Raw genomic sequence first — 18157 nt, forward strand, 5'->3', positions numbered from 1 at the left:
CAATACTGTCAGCTTTTCTGTATCCGTGATTTTATTATTTTCCCTTCGCGTTTTCAATTTCCTGCTTTTTATCCTCCAGAAACATCCAGCGCTCCATTTTCTCTTCTATGCTTTGTTCCAGAATATCGCGTTGATCTGCCAGCTCCTGTATCTTCTTGAAGTCATCTCCGGCAGCATTCATTTTCATGTCCAAATGCTCCAGCTGTTCCTGCAAAGCTGCTATATCCTCTTCCATATGCTCCAGCTCCTGCTTTTCCTTACTGCTCATACGAAGCTGCTGCTGTGAAACCCGCTCGACTTTTTTCTTTTCCTTCTTCTCTTTTGCTGTTCCCAGTTCCATATAGGCACTGTATCCGCCGATAAATTGCTGTACATTTCCGTTTTGAAATACAAACAGCTTATCGCATATACGATCCAGAAAATAGCGATCATGGGATACCACAATGACTGCACCGTTAAAATTATCCAGGTAGTCCTCAAGTATCTGCAGGGTCTGGATATCCAAATCGTTGGTAGGCTCATCTAGGAAAAGAATATTCGGTGCCTGCATCAGTATTTTCAATAAATACAGACGGCGGCGTTCCCCTCCGGATAATCTGCCGATAGGAGTATGCTGCATTCTGGAATCAAACAGAAACCGTTCCAGCATCTGTGATGCACTGTAGGTTCCCTCCAGTGTACGGATCTCATTACCGCTGTCCCGGATATAGTCAATCACCTTTTGTGACATATCCATTTCCTCGCAGCCCTGACGAAAGTACGCAAGCTTAACTGTTTCACCAAGCACGACGCTTCCCTGATCCGGTTCTATATCCTTTGCCAGTACATGAAGCAGTGTACTTTTGCCGCAGCCGTTTGGTCCCAGAATACCGATACGATCATTTCTAGTAAGCGTATAGCTCAGATTCTGAAACAATACATGACTCCCATATGCCTTGGAAATCGCATCGATCTCTATTGTTTTCCTGCCAAGACGCGAAGTTATCGTATCCAGCACAACCTGTCCCTGTTCTTTTACAGATTCCATGTCATTCAGCTTATGAAATCGTTCGATACGCTCTCTGCTCTTCGTTCCCCTCGCCTGTACGCCCGCACGCATCCATGCCAGCTCCTTGCGAAGAATGCTTTGACGTTTCTTCTCCTGTGCCGCCTGTATGCTTTCTCTCTCTGCCTTTTCCTGCAGATAGGTGGAATAGTTTGCATGATAGGTATACATACTGCCGCGGTCAATTTCCATCATGGTATTGCATACACGCTCAAGAAAATAACGGTCATGCGTCACCATGATCAATGCATGTGCATAGCGGATCAGATAGGCTTCCAGCCATTCGATCATCTCATTATCCAGATGGTTGGTAGGCTCATCCAGAATCAGCAGATCACAGGGCTTCAGCAGCGCTCTTGCAAGGGCAACCCGCTTTCTCTGTCCTCCGCTCAAATGGGATATATTCAAAGAGCTGTCTGAAATCCCCAGCTTTCCCAGGATTGATTTTGCTTCGAATTCCTGTATTTCCTTATCCATAGACAGTATCTGATGAAGAATGGTATCGTCTTCATCAAAGACAGGGTCCTGTGGCAGATAGGATACACGCAATCCGCTTTTTTTCGTGATAGATCCTTCCTCATAGGTTTCCAGACCTGCCAACATACGCAGCAGAGTTGTTTTCCCTGTTCCGTTTACTCCGATCAATGCAATTTTATCCCGGTCCTCGATGGCAAAACTTACATCGTTGACAATTTCTTTTATGTTCTGGCGTTTGCTCAGATGCTCTACTGATATCAGCATATTCTCACCACTTTCCTGCCTTATTTTATCACATCCGTCAAAAATAAAAAAGGTGAAGTCCTTATCGTATGTAATTTGTTTTATAGTCGTCAAACAAGGCGCCACTGACATATAAAAAACAGGAAGCAAACAGTACCTGCTCATTTCCTGTCGTGTGCATCTAACAATCCGCATCCTGCAGCACCTTTACATATTTATAAAAGGTGGCCTTTTTCAGTGAGGTCCTTCTGCGGTAGGTCTCCAGCGGGATATGGTTTTTCTGACAGTATTCCACCTGTTCCCGAAAATCCTCCGGCAGGCTTGCACGCGGTCTTCCATAGCTCCTCGCTCCCTCTTTCTTCTTTTCCAGCGCCTTCACGATTCCCTCGTACAGCTCCTCATTCATCGGTACCTTGCGCACTCTGCTGGATTTTGTGGTCTGATAGACAAGTGGACAGCTGACCGTTCCATCTTCGTTATAGGTCATCACGCGATTCAGCGATTCATCCACCTCGATCAATCGCCTGGACAGACAGATATCCTCGATCCGCAGTGCACTCACCTCTCCGATGCGAAGACCCGCATGGATAGCGATCAGCACCGGCAGCAGGGAATTTTCCTTATATACAGGTGTGATGGCAGCTGTCAGACGCTTCTGTTCCTGCACGCTCAATACGCGAACCTCCTTCTTCACTTCCTTTGGATATTCCACACAGCGGCAGGGATCATAGGAGACGATACCCAGCTGGATCGCCCGCTTGAAGGAGAGCTTCAGGACCATGACATGCTCCTTCAGTGTTTTGACACCCAGACCTCCCTTTCCATCCAGTCTGCCGTTCTCATGCTTGATATTCACATAGGTCTGGAGGATAGGTTCTGTAATCTCATTCAGCGGATAATCACCGAGCAGAGGGCAGATATGACTGTAGATATAGCTGCGGAAGCTGGCATAGGTGTTCGGCTTTGCGTTCAGCTTCACAAAATGCTCGAGGAAATAGAGCAGCCACTCCTCAAGAGAGGGCATATGATCAAAGGAATCCTCACTGCGGCCATAGCGCAGGATATCCTCTGAAGCGAGAACACGTTTCTTGTTCAACATAGATAAGACTCCTTTCACAAAAAAATTCCAGTACCGGATGCGCACACAAAAGGACAGAGGAAAACAAGGTCCGCTGAAAAAGAGTGTGAAGCAGAAAGTATTGGAATCAACGTTGAAAACCATAAAAAGGGAAATCCTACAAAAAATTGCGGAATTCTCCACAAATTCCTACAAAAGCATTTACAAACTGTGACGCAGGTGTTATAAATATGAGTGTAAAGATCATTACCTGGACTTACAGTAAGGTACTGTAGGACAACACGCCAGCGACTGAAGAAGGTCGTTTTTTTATACCTGTTTTGTCACTATCGTTCCCTTTGCTTCTACATATTATCACATTTAAAGAATAGTGGAGATACGAAAAATCCCCCTAAAAAAGGGGTTTGAATAACTTTTAGATAAAAAAAAGACGCTGTTTGCGCCTAAACTCATGGTATCTGATGCAATTCTGCTTTAGTGAATCCGCAGTCCCTTGGGATACTTGTTTTTTAAAACCATGCCATCCCCTTTGGCAAAGCCGAGCGCATATCCTTTCCACAGCATCTGCGTGTAACCCTTATACCCTGCTATTGGCAGCTGCTGCCCCTGCAAAAAGCTGAGACATTGCGCATCATCCATCTCATAACACTGTTTCATGCCCGCTCCGTAAGCATTGGAAACATAGAAATGCTGATGCGGCTCCAGACGATTTTTCACGACTTCACCAATCTGACAGCCCTGTCGAAGAATACGGATGTCCTTCAGCTTTAAAAATGGCTGTTGCATGGCATATATACGACCGCTATTTTCATATAGAAAGGCAGGCTGCTCCTGCAGGGACTGCTTTATAAACTGTGTTACAAATACCGGAACCACAGCCGGCTTTTCTTCCCGTTTGCGACTCTCTGCCTGCACACCGTGCTTTTTGAACTTCGCCACGAAATGACCTTCTCCCTGATCCATAGGAAAAATTCTTCGCAGCTTTTCCGTATCCAAATCCAGATAGGGCAGCCCACTGCGCCCAAACGCAACACCGCAATCTACAAGCTCCATATCCGGATGCTGCTCCATGAATGCATATACCACCTGTTCATTTTCCTCCATGGAATACGTACAGGTTGAATACACGAGCGTGCCATCCTCCTTTAATGCGGCATAAGCACTATCCAGAATGTGCAGCTGCCGCTGTGCACAGGCAAGCACATGCTCCTCACTCCAGTCATCCATTGCCTTGGAATGCTTTTTAAACATGCCTTCCCCGCTGCATGGGGCATCCACCAGTACTCGGTCAAACCAGCCACTCATTTCCTTTGCGATTTGCTGCGGATGGGTGTTCGTAATCATGCATCGCGAAAAGCCGAGGCGTTCCATATTCGATAGCAGAATCTGTGCCCGCCTGCTTTCAATTTCATTACTGACAAGAAAACCACGATCCTGCAGCTTAGCAGCAATCTGCGTGCTTTTCCCACCGGGTGCCGCACACATATCCAGCACCCAGTCATCCCGCTGTACATCCAGAACCTCAACAGCACTGGCGGCACTTGGCTCCTGCATATAGAACAGACCTGCCAGATGCGCAGGATGATTACCAAGCCCCTTTATGTCCTTTGGTATATAAAAGGACTCCGGACAGATGGAGGATGGTTGGCAGGCACATACCTTCAAGTCGTGAAACTGATCGACAGACAGCTTTGCCGTATTCACACGAAGCCCGCGATAAGCGTCCTCATCCAGCGTTTTCAGATATTCCTCATATTCCTCCTGCAGATATCCCTGCATACGTTTTAAAAATTGTTCGTTCATAATCTTCCTCACTTATTCCAGCATATTTTATCATATATTTCCGTTTTTCTCATCACAAAACAGCTCTTCAACTATGCATGTTCTTTTCACAAGCTGGTGTGTGATCAGAGTAAGCAGGAGCAGATAGCCTGCGGACACAAGCAGCGGAAGAAACAGTGACAGCAAAATCGTGACCGCTGCCGACAGCTTCATATAGATCATCAGGACGAATACGGATACTACCAGCGTTGCCATCAGGCAGCCTGCGACCGTATGCCTGCGAACCAGGGCAAGGATATGCTGCACATAACATCCCTTCAGTGTGTGCATGTTCTCTCCAAACATATAGTAAATGCTCATTTCCTTTCTGCCATCCTCCATAATCGATTGCAGCAGATGCACCAGCAGGGCGATGGAAAGCAGCATGGCAGCACCACCGCTGATAAATAGCAGAAAGCTCATTTTTTTGAGATCGACAACGAAAAACTGCAGCAGGCGGGAACGGCTGAAAAACGCGGAATAGGTTGGATGCTGCCGCAGATACTGCAATGCTTTCCGCATGTCCGTTTCCTTTTCTGAATGGAAATAAACACTTTGTATCATGGTATTGGGCTGCATGCAGTCTGCCACTGCCTCCTTGTTCATCAAAATACTTCCCTCATTCTTGAGATAATCCTCCATATAATCCCAGGTAATCGGAAACAGAAAGCCCTTGATTTTCACTGTTTTCTTCATCAGCGTGCTGTCATCCGGTGCTGTATCGATAGCATAGGCCTGCACCTCAATTGTTTTACCGATCCAGTTTTTAATAAAGCTGGTATAATCCGCCTCCCGCATATCCCAGGAAGGGAGTGCATCATCGCGATATCCTTCCAGATAGCGGGAGCGATATCCCAGACGCAGCGCCATGGAAAAGTCCAGCAGGACCTCATCCTCCTTAACCATGGACTGATTCTTCCCATCATTATCCAGATGCAGCTGTTCTCCGTCATAGAAATAATAGGCATTGGCATAGGGAATCGGATACAGATTCCCTACCTCATAGGAGCGCAGTGTCAGCTTGTCAATGAAGCGCTTTGAGGATGGAACAAAGGTCTGTTGCTGCTGATTGCTGTGCTCCTTATGGAAGCCGGGATATACGTATAGCGAACCGCTGTTCAAACTGGAGGAGCCGGTTGTGCTTCCGGCATATCCGCCCATATTTAATGAAAGATTGCTGTTGGGCTGATCCTCTGCTATGATTCCGGTTACGGTGAGCGGAAATCCATACCAGCTTACAGCCTGATACAGATAAAATTCCGGCGGCTGTACACCGTATTGAGAAGAAAACAAATTCAGGGCTGTCTGATATGTAATTGCGGTTTCATAAATATTGCCGGGATAATGACCGTAGATTTTTTTCAAGCCTGCCCTTTCCACAGTATCCATTTCAATGATTGTATAGCTGTCCGCAGAGGTCAGATAGGAGGACTTTATGGCGATATTGCTGTCTACAGGAACATAACCGGCAAACACATCGCCCTTTAATTCCTTTTTCAGGGTTTGTACATCCGCATCCTGCATCGGTACATATTTCTTTTCATAAATTTCTCCACTGCTTCCGGTGGCATGCTTTTCTATAGCGATGCTGGTCAGATCGTTCTGCTTCAGATACAGCATCTCAATCTCTGTAACATCCAGTGTTGTTGAAAACACAGCAGTGGATACAAGAATCAGAGATGTCAGAATCAAAAGCATCAGCAGCAGATATTTCAGACGGAAGCGGTGATGCAGTCGGGTCTGCATCCGCTTTACTATCCGTGGCTGCAGCTGAAACTGTGTTTTCGAGACTGGCTGCTGCGGATATGCACTTCCCTGTCCGCAGGAATCTGATATGACATACCCGGCTTCGAATTCAATGATGCGATCACTCCATGGATAGCTGTTTTCATCCTGTACTACCATTACCAGAAGACCAGCGCTCAGCTTTTTCAGCAGCGGAAACATCCTTCCCCATTCCCTTGTGGAAAACGGAGAGCTCGGCGGATAAACAACAAGCACACGGGGGTGGCGCAGCAGGATGCGTAAAAGCACCATTCGGATATGATCATCAAAGTCCAGATCCTCTATCCAGGTCTCTTTTTTGCCATACACCCCCCACTGCCTCAGCAGATCATCCAGCTCCTGTTCATCTTCATCATAGCTCATGCGGATATTATCTAGCACAGAACGCTGCTCCAGCAGCTGAAAATCGCAGAATAAAGACGCAGTGCATACGCTGCGATAACGGCACTGCTCCTGTGGTGTAAAGTATTCCATGACTTCTTCCCCATAAACCATGGAACCGCTGCAAGGCTTATGCAGACCAGCAAGCAGTCTAGCGAGTTGCAGCATCAGCGATTCGTCATCTCCGTGGATGCTGATAAAGCCGGTATCGGGAAAGTGAAAAGACACATCCTCCATGCGATGTGTTTTCTCTGTGTTTTCCAGTGTGATACGGTTCAGTTTCAGCATGACATCCATCCTTTTCCTTAGGTATACCGTATCTGCAGGGAAATGTCAATTTTCGTTCCTGCATTGTAAGAAAATGTTTATGAAATCAGAGACAGCCTCTTATATTCGTATATATTCGTATATGTTTTTCAGGATATTCCTTTCTGAAGAAAGCGCTGTGCTCCTGCACGTAAAGCTAACCGCTTGCTTTTCCCTCCTGCAAAAAAAGACAGCCGTCACAGCTGTCCAGATTCTATGACATATGTTATTTGAAATAGCGATCCAGCAGACCCTTGAACGCTTTCCCATGTCTTGCCTCATCACGAGCCATTTCATGTACTGTGTCGTGAATTGCATCCAGATTCAATGCCTTTGCACGTTTTGCAAGATCAAATTTACCTGCAGTTGCACCGTTTTCTGCATCTACACGCATTTCCAGATTTTTCTTTGTGGAATCGGTGATCACTTCACCCAGCAGCTCTGCAAACTTCGCAGCATGCTCAGCTTCCTCATATGCTGCTTTTTCATAATACAATCCGATTTCCGGATAACCTTCACGGTGAGCTACACGTGCCATTGCCAGGTACATACCAACCTCGCTGCATTCACCTTCATAGTTCATGCGCAGATCGTTCATAATATCTTCCGGCGCACCCTGTGCAACACCGACAACATGCTCTGCTGCCCAGCTCATTTCACCTTCCTGCTTTGTGAATTTTTCAGCAGGCGCCTTACAGATCGGACAAAACTCCGGAGCTGCATCCCCTTCGTGAACATAACCGCAAACACTGCATACAAATTTAGCCATAATCAAATATCCTCCTTTTAACTTTACAATCCTATTGTATTACAATCTGGTAAAATTTGGAACTTATTTGACCGAATTTCACAGAATTGTCACACAGACCCCTGCATATCCTGTTTCACACGGTACACTCTGCGCAATAGAAATACCACTGCACACTGAATGAGAAACAGTGCCAGCAGGATAGTCGGCAGAAACATCATGATTCCCGTAATGTGATACAGACTTGCGATAAAGCTGATCTTCGGTGGAATTCCGACAAACATATACTGCGTATGCAGATTCAGATTGATAATAAACGCTGTTGTAAACATGCCGCAGATAATCAGAAAATTTTTTTTCATATAATGGTACTGCAGCAATGTACGATCCTGCAGCTGTATGAGTGCAAATAAAACAAAGGAGGCATGGAGTATGTAAAAGTTAATGGTCCGATAAGACAGCACCGGATACAGCTCACTGATGTTGGCAGGATACACCATGGCAATCAGACCGGCACAAAGACCGACGACACCGCTGAAAAACCGCAGGGTGTCCTTCTTCAGATAGACTGTCAGTGCATTCATATAGACGCACAGAGAGCAAAGCTCCAGCGGCAGGATCTGATGCCACACCTGTTCATGGCAAAACAGAAACAGCCAGGTTGTATACAGCAGCTCCTCCACTAGAAAGTAAATCGCCATTATGACCTGCATTCGCCGCTGTTTTCCGGCATCCAGACGCCGATAATAAGAAAACAGCGCCGTAATCAGAAGTATCGCCAGAGCGAGAAACAGCATATGGTAGAGGCTGAATGCCGTAAACGGCACAGCCATATTTCTAATATCCGTATAAAATGTAAAAAAATCCTTCATCCCTATCACCTTTGCTTATTGTAACATATTTCACAGGTTTTGCGTATACGATTAAGATTTCTTCAGATTCTTTCAAAAGTATGATAAAATGTCTCTGGTGATGAAATGAAAATAGAAGCAGCAGCGCTATCGGAAATACAATTTAAGGAATGCGCCTATCCCAAGACGTTAAAGGACAGTCTGAAACGCATCGGACTTAACTTTCCTATCCATGTTCGAAAGCTAAGGGACGGCTATCAGTGTGTGGACGGAGCCAAGCGCCTGAGTGCCATACAGCAGATTTTAAAAGAGGATCCAGCTTTTCACAAGTTTCAAAGCATTCGCATACTCGTCGTGGAAACCGCAAGAACAGCTCCTCCGTATCATCTTCACAACCATCATTGATGAGGAGGTTCTTTGCGTATAAGGCTTTAAAAAAGGGAATTCAACTTTGATTGCTCTGCAATCGGTGTGAATTCCCTTTTTTGTATCGTCCAAAGGAAGCATTCCCTGATGGTAACCAGCTTTTTTGTGATATGGAAACAAACAGGCAGAGGATTTTTATAATCGTGCAGTATAGGAATTTTGCAGATGCAGAATCTTTTCTGCGACCAGCTTGCCCGCAAAGGACATCGTAGCCATTTTGATTGCCGTATTCTGCACGGTGATTCCCTCCAGAAGAAAGGTGCTGTCCTGATTTTTTAAATGATCTGCGACTGCCTTAATCGCTGCTTCCTGCTCCTCACAAAATAGATTAAAGGCTTCCTTCAGACCATTGATGCCCGCCTGATATTCAATTCCCTGCTTCACCTCGCTGATCGTCAGCACCTGCTTCAAAATGGTGATTGCAATCAGATAGGCGATATGCATGCGGTTATAGCGTTTCTTTTCCGCCTTGGGAATCAGCTTCAGCTTAACATAGTTATTGATCATGGCAGCGGTCAGAATCGTATCATTTTCTTCATCAAACAGATTTTGCAAATATCCTTCAATCAGCGTTATTACCTGGTCCAGATATAAATCAAAGTTCGGCAGCTCCTCCCAGCGGGGAAGATGAAAATCCTGAAGTGTATCGCTCCACAGAATCAAATCTCTGCGCAGATTGCTCATGTGTGTTCCTTCTTTCTATTATGCGTTATAGTAATAGTATACGGTATTCCGGCATTTTTTTCTACCACCAGATTTTTTGAATGAAAAAAAGACCGTGACAATGATCACGATCTAATCCTTGAAGCCATACGCATACACATCCCGCACGTTCACATACGGCATAGCGGGAATTGTCTGGTTTGTTTTATCCCGCAGCTTTTTGTAAAAGGCCGAGGCTTTCTCATCCTCCTCAAAATCTCCCTTCACATAGCCGTCAAATACCATCTTTGACTGATCGAATACACTGATTTCCAGAAAATGCTGTGCTTTGTTTTCCGGCTGTCTCAGATTCAAGGCAAACAAACGGCCGTCCTGCAGCTTGAACTTGGAATCTGACAGTGAAATCGGTGAGGTGATATCCATCACCAGTTTATCCTGCTCATACACCTTCAGGTAGCTCTTATCCCGCTGTGAGGTTAGAATTAAAAGCCTTCCATCCTGTATATCAAAACGGTGAAACACTGTATTCTTTGGCAGCTTTTCTTCCTTAACGAGCTTGCCCGAAGCATCATAGACCTCCAGCCAGCCCTGATTATCACGCAACACTGCTGCGTACAGCTGATCATGATAGCTGATTACATCCGAAATGCCATTCACCTTTGCATCAAAGCTTATAAACTGTTTAACCTTACTCGCTTTTTTCGCCTCCTGAACATTTGGCATGGATTCGCTCTGCAATGCTTTTTCCACCTCATAAATGCGATATTGCCCACTGCTGCCGTTTCCGGCAACATACAGCGGAACGAGTGTTTTCCCCTGTACCGTCACATATGGGTGGCGCAGTCCCCCTCCCTTCTGCAATCCCGCTTTTTCCGGATTGCTTTGGAAATACAATTGTTGATCCTTTTGATGATATACGATATTGCTGCGGGGAGTCTGGAAGCGCTGCTTCAGTCCGCTTGGAAAGCAGGCATAGCCCTTATCTGTTTTCACCAGCAGATCGACAGCTACCTGCTTTATATTGTAAAAATCCGCTTTTACCGGTTCTTCATACCGGTCATCCGTTATCGTTCTGCTGATTTCCAGTTCATAATCCGTTAATTGTTTTCCATCTAAAAGAGTAGGGATATACAGATAGAAGCCCTCATTCAGAGAATCATATTCTATGGCGAGCTCTTCCTGTTCCTTCAGAAACGAGGTCGTGTAGCTTATATCTTTTCCTTTTCCACTCAGCTCCCAGCGCATGGAAGCATCCGCAACTGTCATTGTATATTCCAGCCCTTCCACCTGCTGCATATCTCCGCTTGCTTTTTCCAGTGTGAAGGTGAAGGACGGCTTGTGCAAATACAGAGCGGCGCTGACAATCAGAAGAACTGCAAGCAGCACAGGAAGAAGAATCATATGACGTTTCATATCATCGACCTCCGTACTGGTTGCGATTCATGGAATTGCGAAAGCTCAGCACCATCAGACCATCCAGCACCAGCATCAGAGCCAGCTGCATACCGCGCTGTACATCAAACTGTATCCCGCTCGGCATGCCCCATACAAACAAAACACCTGCAATATTGGCAATGCACAGGATATAGCTTTGCAGCCTCTGGTAATATACCCCCAGATACACTGTCATAGCGGATACCGTCACAATACTGCTTACGATGATCAGAAGCTGGGTGATTGTCAATGGGAACAAGTATTTCAGCATGCCGCTTCTGACAATGGATAAATAGAAACCGTTTTTCAGGTTATAGAAGGGGGCAAGCGTCATATAGTACCGGTATCCGATATAATACACCGCATACTGCAATAACAGAAGTATGACGATGGCACTGATATTCATAAGCAGCTCCGACAGCATAAATGGCACACGGGATTGGGGAAGTATCAGATAGCGATGCAGTGCATTGGAGCGCAGCTGCATGTAGAGAAGTGTTGCCACCTGATAAACGATCACCACACTGAGGGCAGCAAGAAACAGAAGCAGACATGGCCGCGAGCCGAAATATACCTCATAGCGGACCCAGCCGAGCTGTTCTCCCTTCATCAACAGAGCAAATAAACAGAATGCCAGATACAGCGCAAATACGATACCGTAAAATTTATAGCTTCGCTTCCACCGGTAAAACAGAAGCAGATTCAGATTTTCAAATTCCTTTGTCATATTCTCCACCTACCTTGTACTCAAAAGCTTGAGATTTACGATTGATCGTCTGTCATCAAACAAATAGCGCTGTATGATTTTCTCATAGCTCAGGCCCTCGTTTAAATCCAGATAGCCCAAACGATCATCCTCCTGATAATCGCCATACACCTCACTGCTGTACAACATCCCTTTATGATTTGCGGCCATGATACGTATTGTCTGGTTTCCCTCCTGCATACAATACAGGACACCCTGATCATATTGCAGCTGTAAAGGTCCACTGCTGCCCGCGTTAACGGAAATGTTCACCCTGTCTATTTGCTTCAGGCTTGCGTTTTTCTGCTCATACACCTGGAATACATATTCAAATCCATTTCCATATCCAAAGAGAATATGGTTGTTTTGATCCAGCAGCAGTACAGGCTCCATGATATCCGCAAGGGCAACAGACAGAGCTGAGCGATCCAGCTGCTTTCCATTGCTGTCATAGGTATACAGAGACAATTCATTCTTTTCCATAACCAGAGCGATTACACTTTTTTCGGTACTCACCATTCCCAGAATATCCTGTTTTCCCAGTGGCAGTGATACAATGCGCCTGCTTTTGCCATTCTCCAGCCGATAGATACCGCCGGGATTTTGATCAAAGGTAACCTGTGAAAAATCATACATAAACTGCAGGGGGGATACGATGAAATATCCATGCGCATCCACAGACATGTCCGACAGGCCTGCCGATGCTCTTGCATTCTGATAGAGGTCATCACCTGTCAGGGAGCAGGAAAGAGAGCCTTTGGGGTCGTTATCAAAATAATCGCATCGAATCAAAGAGCCCAGCTTGTCTTGTTTCCATCGAACTTCAAAAGCTATATCCTCCTGCTTATTCTTTCCATAGGCTTGCGGGTCAAGCAGGGACAGGCGATAGGATACGGCTTCCACGCCGCTGATCATATGGGTGATCTCCATGTCGTCTGGTTGATCAAATCCGGGATTCTCGATGGAGTTCTGCTTGATATGCTCATCGAATACCGGTGAAATCTGAATATCCACTGTATTGGTTCGGTCTGTCAGCACATCGCTTTTGACATAAGCAGCCTGCAGCTTATCCCCCTTTCCCGTAACCTGCCAGACATTCAGATAATCTGTCACCATAAACTGATAGGAGAGATTTTTGATGGCGGATGGATCCCCGGTCACATCAAATTCACCGTCAGCCGTTTTCCGTAGACCAATCTGCATATTGTTCTTTTGCGACCAGACACCGAGCGCTCCCAGTATGGGCAGCAGCAGAAATACCGGCAGTATATAGCATATATATTTTTTCATCATACATCACCATCCTGTACAAGGCGGAGATTTTGCAGGGTTCGTTTCTGTGTATTCAATACGTAGGACATTATATTCTCATACGCATTGCCTGTGGTAATCTGCGTGGCATCCGGAAGAACAAGCTTACTGTCATCCGTATAATCTCCCAGCAAAGTGCTTCTGTACAACAGCTTTTTGTTTGTCTGTGCCGCGACATATAAAGCCTTTCCATCGTCATTTACAACAATGTGGAGAATCCCCGTATCTTTCTTATAATGCAGCAGCGTGTTCGCATAATTTCCGCTGATATCCGTGATATTCAAACCATTTAACGGCATGTGATCGATTTGCTTAAATTGTTCCTGTTCCATACCATATATCAACAGATCCCGATTGTTTCCATCATATACAGGCTCCTGTACGAACAGTACATGCTCCTTTTCCGGCAGCAGCATCATCCGATTGGTATTCTGTAAATCAAATGAAAACTGAAATTCATCAAGCAGAACACCCTTTGAAGAATAGGCTCTGCCATACAGATAGCCGTTCTTTTCCACGACGGCGATCAGCTTTCCCTGAAATGCCTCCATATATAAAACTGTTTCCCTGTTCACATCCATGGGAACAAGCTGTGTCAGCTTTCCGCTTTCCTCAATACGATAGATTCCGGTAGGATCCTTTTCAAATTCCACCTCATTAAAATTCACCCCGAACTGCAGTGCTCCAATCGCAGTAAAGCTTTCTTTTCCCAGCTTCACAATCGGGGCGTTTAAAAAACCGTAGTTTTTTAAATTCCCGTACTTGTCATCTGCATTTCCAACGCTGGCTTGCGGATATACATAGACTCGTTCCTGATTTCCTGCAGATTCTTCGTGATATGTGACGGTCAGATCACGCTTTCCGTTTTTGGTTTTTACCGTAAAAAGCTGTATGTTATCCTCACCGTCACTGATCAGCGCACCACCCTCAACATGATGTCGTCCGACCACAAGCTCATAGGACAGTCTCTCAATCTTATTTTCATAGGAATGAATCGTTGCATCGTTATAGAAATCCGCATCACTCTGCTTATTTTCTTCACTCATCGGCATCGTTTTTTCATCATATTTCGGTGAAACACTCACAGAGAAGAATATCTCTGCATCATCCCCAACCATCATCTGGTGTTGCTTGTATCCCTTCGGGTCATAGCTGATTTTAAAGGATTCTCCCTGCGCATCGATTCGCCAGGCATTGCTTCCTTCACCGCTGTACCCTCCCAGATTGGTATCCGCGATATAAAAGGAATATGCTAAATCTTTAATGGCATCCGGGTCGCCTATACGTTCCCCCTCCTGTGCAATCGTACTCAGCTCAACATGGAAATCGTTGCGCCTTGTGTAAATCAGCTGGGAAAATAGGACAATGAGACAGAGCAAGCCTATCGGCAGATACCCCATATATTTTTTCATCATACATCACCATCCAATGGAGAGATCACTCAGCCTACGCCTCTGTGTATTCAGAAAAGAGAAAACGATATTTTCATATGAATTACTCGATGCCGCATCCGACAGCGCCAGATATGTATCATCATTATAATCACCATACAGAAAGCTGTTATACAGAACCTTTTTGTTCGTCTGTGCACTCACATACAGACCGTTGTCATCATTCATCTGAATACTATACAAAATCTGCTTCCTGCGATCATAATGCATACTGATATACAAGCCATAGGACCCGTACATGGACGTATTCGTTTGTGTTTCCATCACCATGCGATCCAGCTTCTGAAAGGCATTGTCCTTTACATCATACATTACAACCGTATACTTCATGTTATCGTAGATCGATTGAAGCTGAAATAACAGTGTACCCTGATCCTCACTTACCATGACCTTGCCGATTTGATCAAGGTCCATTTCCAATCGGATTTCATCCAGCAGCTTTCCTTCTGTGGAATACAGACGACCGTACAGCTTACTGTCCTCTTCCTCGACGACTGCCAGATGATTATCCATTGCACACATAGAGATCAGGGTGCCCTTTTTTATATCCTTATGAACGATTTGCGTAACCTTCCCCTGTGAATCAACCTTGTAAATTCCGGTTGGATCGTTATCAAATTTCAAATTGCCGAGATTCACATCAAAATCAAGCGCGCTCACACTTACAAAGAAATCATCTTCGATTTTAACATCATAGATCGTCTGCAGGGCGCTTCCCTTCAGATTCCCATATATATCATCTGCATTTCCTCCACCATATGTAGAATAGATGTAGATATCATCCTCTGACTGTCCTTCCTGCAGGGTATAATTGACTTCAATCTCCTTTTTCCCACTTTTCGAACGCAAAACCGCACTTTTCTTAGTCTTGGGAAAATTTACTGTATTACCATATCCGTAATCGCTGTTATCGATGATGATATCATAGGTAAGATGATCAACCTTTCCGGAATATGTGCAGAACGGAATCCCGTTGTCATAGGTGGAGCATTCCTTTGTCATAGCCCCGGGATTCATCGTTTCCGCATCATAGCGTGCCTGAATAGATATATACAGCATTTGCTTTTCTGCATTTTTTTTCATATGTGCCATATAGCCAGCAGGGTCATAGGTGGTTGTAAATGTATCCCCAACCGCATCCACGCGCCATATGTTTTCCAGTGCATGTATGTTCCTGCTTGACGGATAATCGTCCATGATATAAAAGGAGTATTTCAAATCCCTGATAGCATTTGGATCGCCAACGCTTTTATGTTCCTGAGCTGCCACCGTGCTTAGTCCGATAGCAAAATCATTACGCTTGCTGTAGACCAGAAGAGAAAAGACAATGATAATACTCAGCATACAGAGTGGCAGATACCCCATATATTTTTTCACATCCATCACCTGCCTACCATGCACTTTTTCGTGTTTTCCGATACAGACCTGCCATCATGACTGCCCCCAGTATACACAGATACAGGCGGTACCAACCCTTATAAACGAACACTTCATAAAACTTCAATAGCTGCAGTGTGAATCCGGTCGGCTCCTCACCAATCGCCAGTGACATGTTCATACCGAGAAAATAAAACACAATTGGAAACAGCACATACAGCACAATCATGAACAGAGCAATTTTATTTTTACGGAAGCCGAACCTTCCGATACATACGACAAACAGGGACATCAGAACACTGTACAGCAGCTGCGTCAGATACCCGCTGATGCTCAAAGGAAGAAACATACCGGTATAATGCTGCGTACGCGTCATGGATAGGAAAAATCCGTTATGTAACAGCTGCTGCGGCGATTTCATTTCATATAGCTGATAGCCTGCATAATAGACAATGCTCTGCAATACGTACAGTGCATACAGACTCAGCAGGGTGAACAACACATTTGAAATAATCAAATCCAGTCGTGAAACCGGAAGAATCAGCTCTCTGTCCTGTACATTGTATTTCCAGTGCAGCCGCTTTAAATCAAATACAGAATACAGCAGCCACAGGAACACAAGGAGTGGAAAGGTAAGTGCACATGTCGGATTTAAAAGAAATTCATTATAATAGCCTCTCTGAAAATAGCTTATATCCTTCAGCATGATCGTAATCAGCGGCAGTGCAATCAAGGTTACAGCAAACAAGGCGTAGATTTTGCCTGTGCGGTGAAGCTGATAGTACATCAGCTTGGAAATATGCTCTCTATGCGTCCGGAAGCTCAACATGTGACTCACTTCCTTCCTCAAACAACAGATTCACGCGGTTTGGATCATATTTTTCGATATCGTTTAAGCATTCCTTCAAGGAGATTCCCTGCTCATGAAGTTCCTCCATGACCACATCCTGTACAATTCTGCCCCGACGCAATACCACCGCACGGTCGATGACCTGATCGATATCATCGATATCATGGGAGGATATCAGCACGGTTTCCTCGTCATTCAACAGACTCAGCAGCATCTTGACGGAATCCTGCTTTGAGAAAACATCCAGATTGGAAAACGGCTCATCCAGCAACAGCAGATGTGCCCCCTGTGAGAATCCGGCGGCGATTTCCACCTTCAGCTTCTGACCGGCAGACATTTTCTTCAGCTTCTTGCGGCTGTCAATTTCAAAATGCTGGAGAATGCGGTCATAGCGGTTGCCGTTGAAACGCGGATAGAAATCCTTTAGAAAGGCGCCATAGGCCTTCGGACTCATATCCGGTAAAAAGCTTAATGTATCCGTGATATAGGCGATATCCTCAAAGATATCCTTGATTGCCTGTTCCTTCCACTGTATCGTTCCCTCCTGATAGGGCAGAAGCTGCAAAATCGTTTTTATCAGCGTTGTTTTACCGCTTCCGTTGCTTCCCACCAAACCGATGATCTGTCCCTTTTCACAATCCAGACAGATATCGAATACCCCCTGACCGTTTCCGTAATCCTTTGTAAGATGTTCCATATGCAGCATACTTTGTTCCCTCGCTTTCTGTATTACTTAAGTAGTACACTTTTTATAAACGAAAAATCAGATGTCCCAGCGTGTGCTCAGAATGGCTACCACCTTTTGAAACGGCAGCCCGCATTCGCGGCAGTTGGCGATAAAATCATCCACGGTTTCCTGTATCATTTCCTGCTGCAGGCGTTCCATGATTTGCTCATCAACGTATACAACGCTTTTCACATTGCTGATTGTCCGCAGGATTCCTTCCTCCTCCATCAGCTTATACGACTTCTGCACCGTGTTCGGGTTGATGGACAGTAAGGACGCCAGCTCTCTTCGTGACGGCAGCGGCGTATAAGCAATAATACTTTTATTCAGAATTTTACGCTTGACATGCTGGATGATTTGAAGATAAACGCTGGTTTTACTATTGAGCTTCAGATCGCTGAATACGTTCATCGTATCACCTCTTCAAGTGTATTATAT

Annotated in this window: 16 protein-coding genes; 1 reads left to right on the plus strand and 15 read right to left on the minus strand. The window is 45.2% G+C overall.

Features of this window, described 5'->3' with window-relative positions:
• Positions 1 to 34: 34 nt before the first annotated feature.
• The 6 genes from G4D54_15995 to G4D54_16020 form a co-directional block, all read right to left on the minus strand.
• A complete protein-coding gene (locus tag G4D54_15995; protein QJA03830.1) occupies positions 35 to 1786 on the minus strand; it encodes an ABC-F family ATP-binding cassette domain-containing protein in 1752 nt (583 codons plus the stop codon).
• A gap of 160 nt (positions 1787 to 1946) precedes the next feature.
• Positions 1947 to 2864, minus strand: coding sequence for a tyrosine-type recombinase/integrase (locus G4D54_16000; protein QJA03831.1), 918 nt, complete (start codon positions 2862 to 2864; stop codon positions 1947 to 1949).
• Between the two features lie 453 nt (positions 2865 to 3317).
• Positions 3318 to 4646: an NOL1/NOP2/sun family putative RNA methylase gene (locus G4D54_16005; GenBank protein QJA03832.1), complete on the minus strand. Its 1329-nt coding sequence runs from the start codon at positions 4644 to 4646 to the stop codon at positions 3318 to 3320.
• Positions 4647 to 4676: 30 nt separating this feature from the next.
• Complete coding sequence (locus tag G4D54_16010) at positions 4677 to 7127, minus strand: hypothetical protein (protein QJA03833.1); 2451 nt, start codon at positions 7125 to 7127, stop codon at positions 4677 to 4679.
• Positions 7128 to 7362: 235 nt separating this feature from the next.
• The gene (locus G4D54_16015; GenBank protein ID QJA03834.1) at positions 7363 to 7905 is read right to left on the minus strand and encodes an NADH peroxidase; all 543 of its coding nucleotides are present in this window, start codon (positions 7903 to 7905) and stop codon (positions 7363 to 7365) included.
• 89 nt (positions 7906 to 7994) lie between these two features.
• Positions 7995 to 8756, minus strand: a complete 762-nt coding sequence (locus G4D54_16020; GenBank protein QJA03835.1) for a YwaF family protein — start codon at positions 8754 to 8756, stop codon at positions 7995 to 7997.
• Positions 8757 to 8861: 105 nt separating this feature from the next.
• Here G4D54_16020 and G4D54_16025 point away from each other — a divergent pair, with 105 nt between their 5' ends.
• Complete coding sequence (locus tag G4D54_16025; protein QJA03836.1) at positions 8862 to 9140, plus strand: ParB N-terminal domain-containing protein; 279 nt, start codon at positions 8862 to 8864, stop codon at positions 9138 to 9140.
• Positions 9141 to 9296: 156 nt separating this feature from the next.
• On the opposite strand, the gene G4D54_16030 is transcribed toward G4D54_16025, so the two are convergent.
• The 9 genes from G4D54_16030 to G4D54_16070 all read right to left on the minus strand — a co-directional run bounded on the left by G4D54_16030 (position 9297) and on the right by G4D54_16070 (position 18130).
• Positions 9297 to 9845: a DUF1836 domain-containing protein gene (locus G4D54_16030; protein QJA03837.1), complete on the minus strand. Its 549-nt coding sequence runs from the start codon at positions 9843 to 9845 to the stop codon at positions 9297 to 9299.
• A 111-nt stretch (positions 9846 to 9956) separates the two neighbouring features.
• Complete coding sequence (locus tag G4D54_16035) at positions 9957 to 11237, minus strand: hypothetical protein (protein QJA03838.1); 1281 nt, start codon at positions 11235 to 11237, stop codon at positions 9957 to 9959.
• A gap of 1 nt (position 11238) precedes the next feature.
• The gene (locus tag G4D54_16040; GenBank protein ID QJA03839.1) at positions 11239 to 11985 is read right to left on the minus strand and encodes an alpha-mannosyltransferase; all 747 of its coding nucleotides are present in this window, start codon (positions 11983 to 11985) and stop codon (positions 11239 to 11241) included.
• Positions 11986 to 11994: 9 nt separating this feature from the next.
• Positions 11995 to 13296, minus strand: coding sequence for a hypothetical protein (locus tag G4D54_16045; GenBank protein ID QJA03840.1), 1302 nt, complete (start codon positions 13294 to 13296; stop codon positions 11995 to 11997).
• Positions 13293 to 14729, minus strand: coding sequence for a hypothetical protein (locus tag G4D54_16050; protein QJA03841.1), 1437 nt, complete (start codon positions 14727 to 14729; stop codon positions 13293 to 13295). Before G4D54_16050 ends, G4D54_16045 begins: the two co-directional genes overlap by 4 nt.
• A 3-nt stretch (positions 14730 to 14732) precedes the next feature.
• Positions 14733 to 16148 carry a hypothetical protein gene (locus tag G4D54_16055; GenBank protein QJA03842.1) on the minus strand — a complete coding sequence of 472 codons (1416 nt, stop codon included), beginning with the start codon at positions 16146 to 16148 and terminating at the stop codon, positions 14733 to 14735.
• Positions 16149 to 16155: 7 nt separating this feature from the next.
• Positions 16156 to 16971: a sugar ABC transporter permease gene (locus G4D54_16060; GenBank protein QJA03843.1), complete on the minus strand. Its 816-nt coding sequence runs from the start codon at positions 16969 to 16971 to the stop codon at positions 16156 to 16158.
• Positions 16949 to 17698: an ABC transporter ATP-binding protein gene (locus tag G4D54_16065; GenBank protein ID QJA03844.1), complete on the minus strand. Its 750-nt coding sequence runs from the start codon at positions 17696 to 17698 to the stop codon at positions 16949 to 16951. Before G4D54_16065 ends, G4D54_16060 begins: the two co-directional genes overlap by 23 nt.
• A gap of 57 nt (positions 17699 to 17755) precedes the next feature.
• Positions 17756 to 18130 (minus strand): GntR family transcriptional regulator, encoded by a 375-nt coding sequence (locus tag G4D54_16070; GenBank protein QJA03845.1) that lies wholly within the window; start codon positions 18128 to 18130, stop codon positions 17756 to 17758.
• Between the last annotated feature and the right edge of the window lie 27 nt (positions 18131 to 18157).

Origin of the sequence: [Clostridium] innocuum (genome assembly GCA_012317185.1) — a bacterium.
Lineage (GTDB): Bacteria > Bacillota_I > Bacilli_A > Erysipelotrichales > Erysipelotrichaceae > Clostridium_AQ > Clostridium_AQ innocuum.

Coding starts and splice junctions, on each gene's coding strand:
- G4D54_15995 (QJA03830.1), bottom strand. CDS start 1,786: ATGCTGATATCAGTAGAGCATCTGAGCAAACGCCAGAACATAAAAGAA.
- G4D54_16000 (QJA03831.1), bottom strand. CDS start 2,864: ATGTTGAACAAGAAACGTGTTCTCGCTTCAGAGGATATCCTGCGCTAT.
- G4D54_16005 (QJA03832.1), bottom strand. CDS start 4,646: ATGAACGAACAATTTTTAAAACGTATGCAGGGATATCTGCAGGAGGAA.
- G4D54_16010 (QJA03833.1), bottom strand. CDS start 7,127: ATGGATGTCATGCTGAAACTGAACCGTATCACACTGGAAAACACAGAG.
- G4D54_16015 (QJA03834.1), bottom strand. CDS start 7,905: ATGGCTAAATTTGTATGCAGTGTTTGCGGTTATGTTCACGAAGGGGAT.
- G4D54_16020 (QJA03835.1), bottom strand. CDS start 8,756: ATGAAGGATTTTTTTACATTTTATACGGATATTAGAAATATGGCTGTG.
- G4D54_16025 (QJA03836.1), top strand. CDS start 8,862: ATGAAAATAGAAGCAGCAGCGCTATCGGAAATACAATTTAAGGAATGC.
- G4D54_16030 (QJA03837.1), bottom strand. CDS start 9,845: ATGAGCAATCTGCGCAGAGATTTGATTCTGTGGAGCGATACACTTCAG.
- G4D54_16035 (QJA03838.1), bottom strand. CDS start 11,237: ATGAAACGTCATATGATTCTTCTTCCTGTGCTGCTTGCAGTTCTTCTG.
- G4D54_16040 (QJA03839.1), bottom strand. CDS start 11,985: ATGACAAAGGAATTTGAAAATCTGAATCTGCTTCTGTTTTACCGGTGG.
- G4D54_16045 (QJA03840.1), bottom strand. CDS start 13,296: ATGATGAAAAAATATATATGCTATATACTGCCGGTATTTCTGCTGCTG.
- G4D54_16050 (QJA03841.1), bottom strand. CDS start 14,729: ATGATGAAAAAATATATGGGGTATCTGCCGATAGGCTTGCTCTGTCTC.
- G4D54_16055 (QJA03842.1), bottom strand. CDS start 16,148: ATGGATGTGAAAAAATATATGGGGTATCTGCCACTCTGTATGCTGAGT.
- G4D54_16060 (QJA03843.1), bottom strand. CDS start 16,971: ATGTTGAGCTTCCGGACGCATAGAGAGCATATTTCCAAGCTGATGTAC.
- G4D54_16065 (QJA03844.1), bottom strand. CDS start 17,698: ATGCTGCATATGGAACATCTTACAAAGGATTACGGAAACGGTCAGGGG.
- G4D54_16070 (QJA03845.1), bottom strand. CDS start 18,130: ATGAACGTATTCAGCGATCTGAAGCTCAATAGTAAAACCAGCGTTTAT.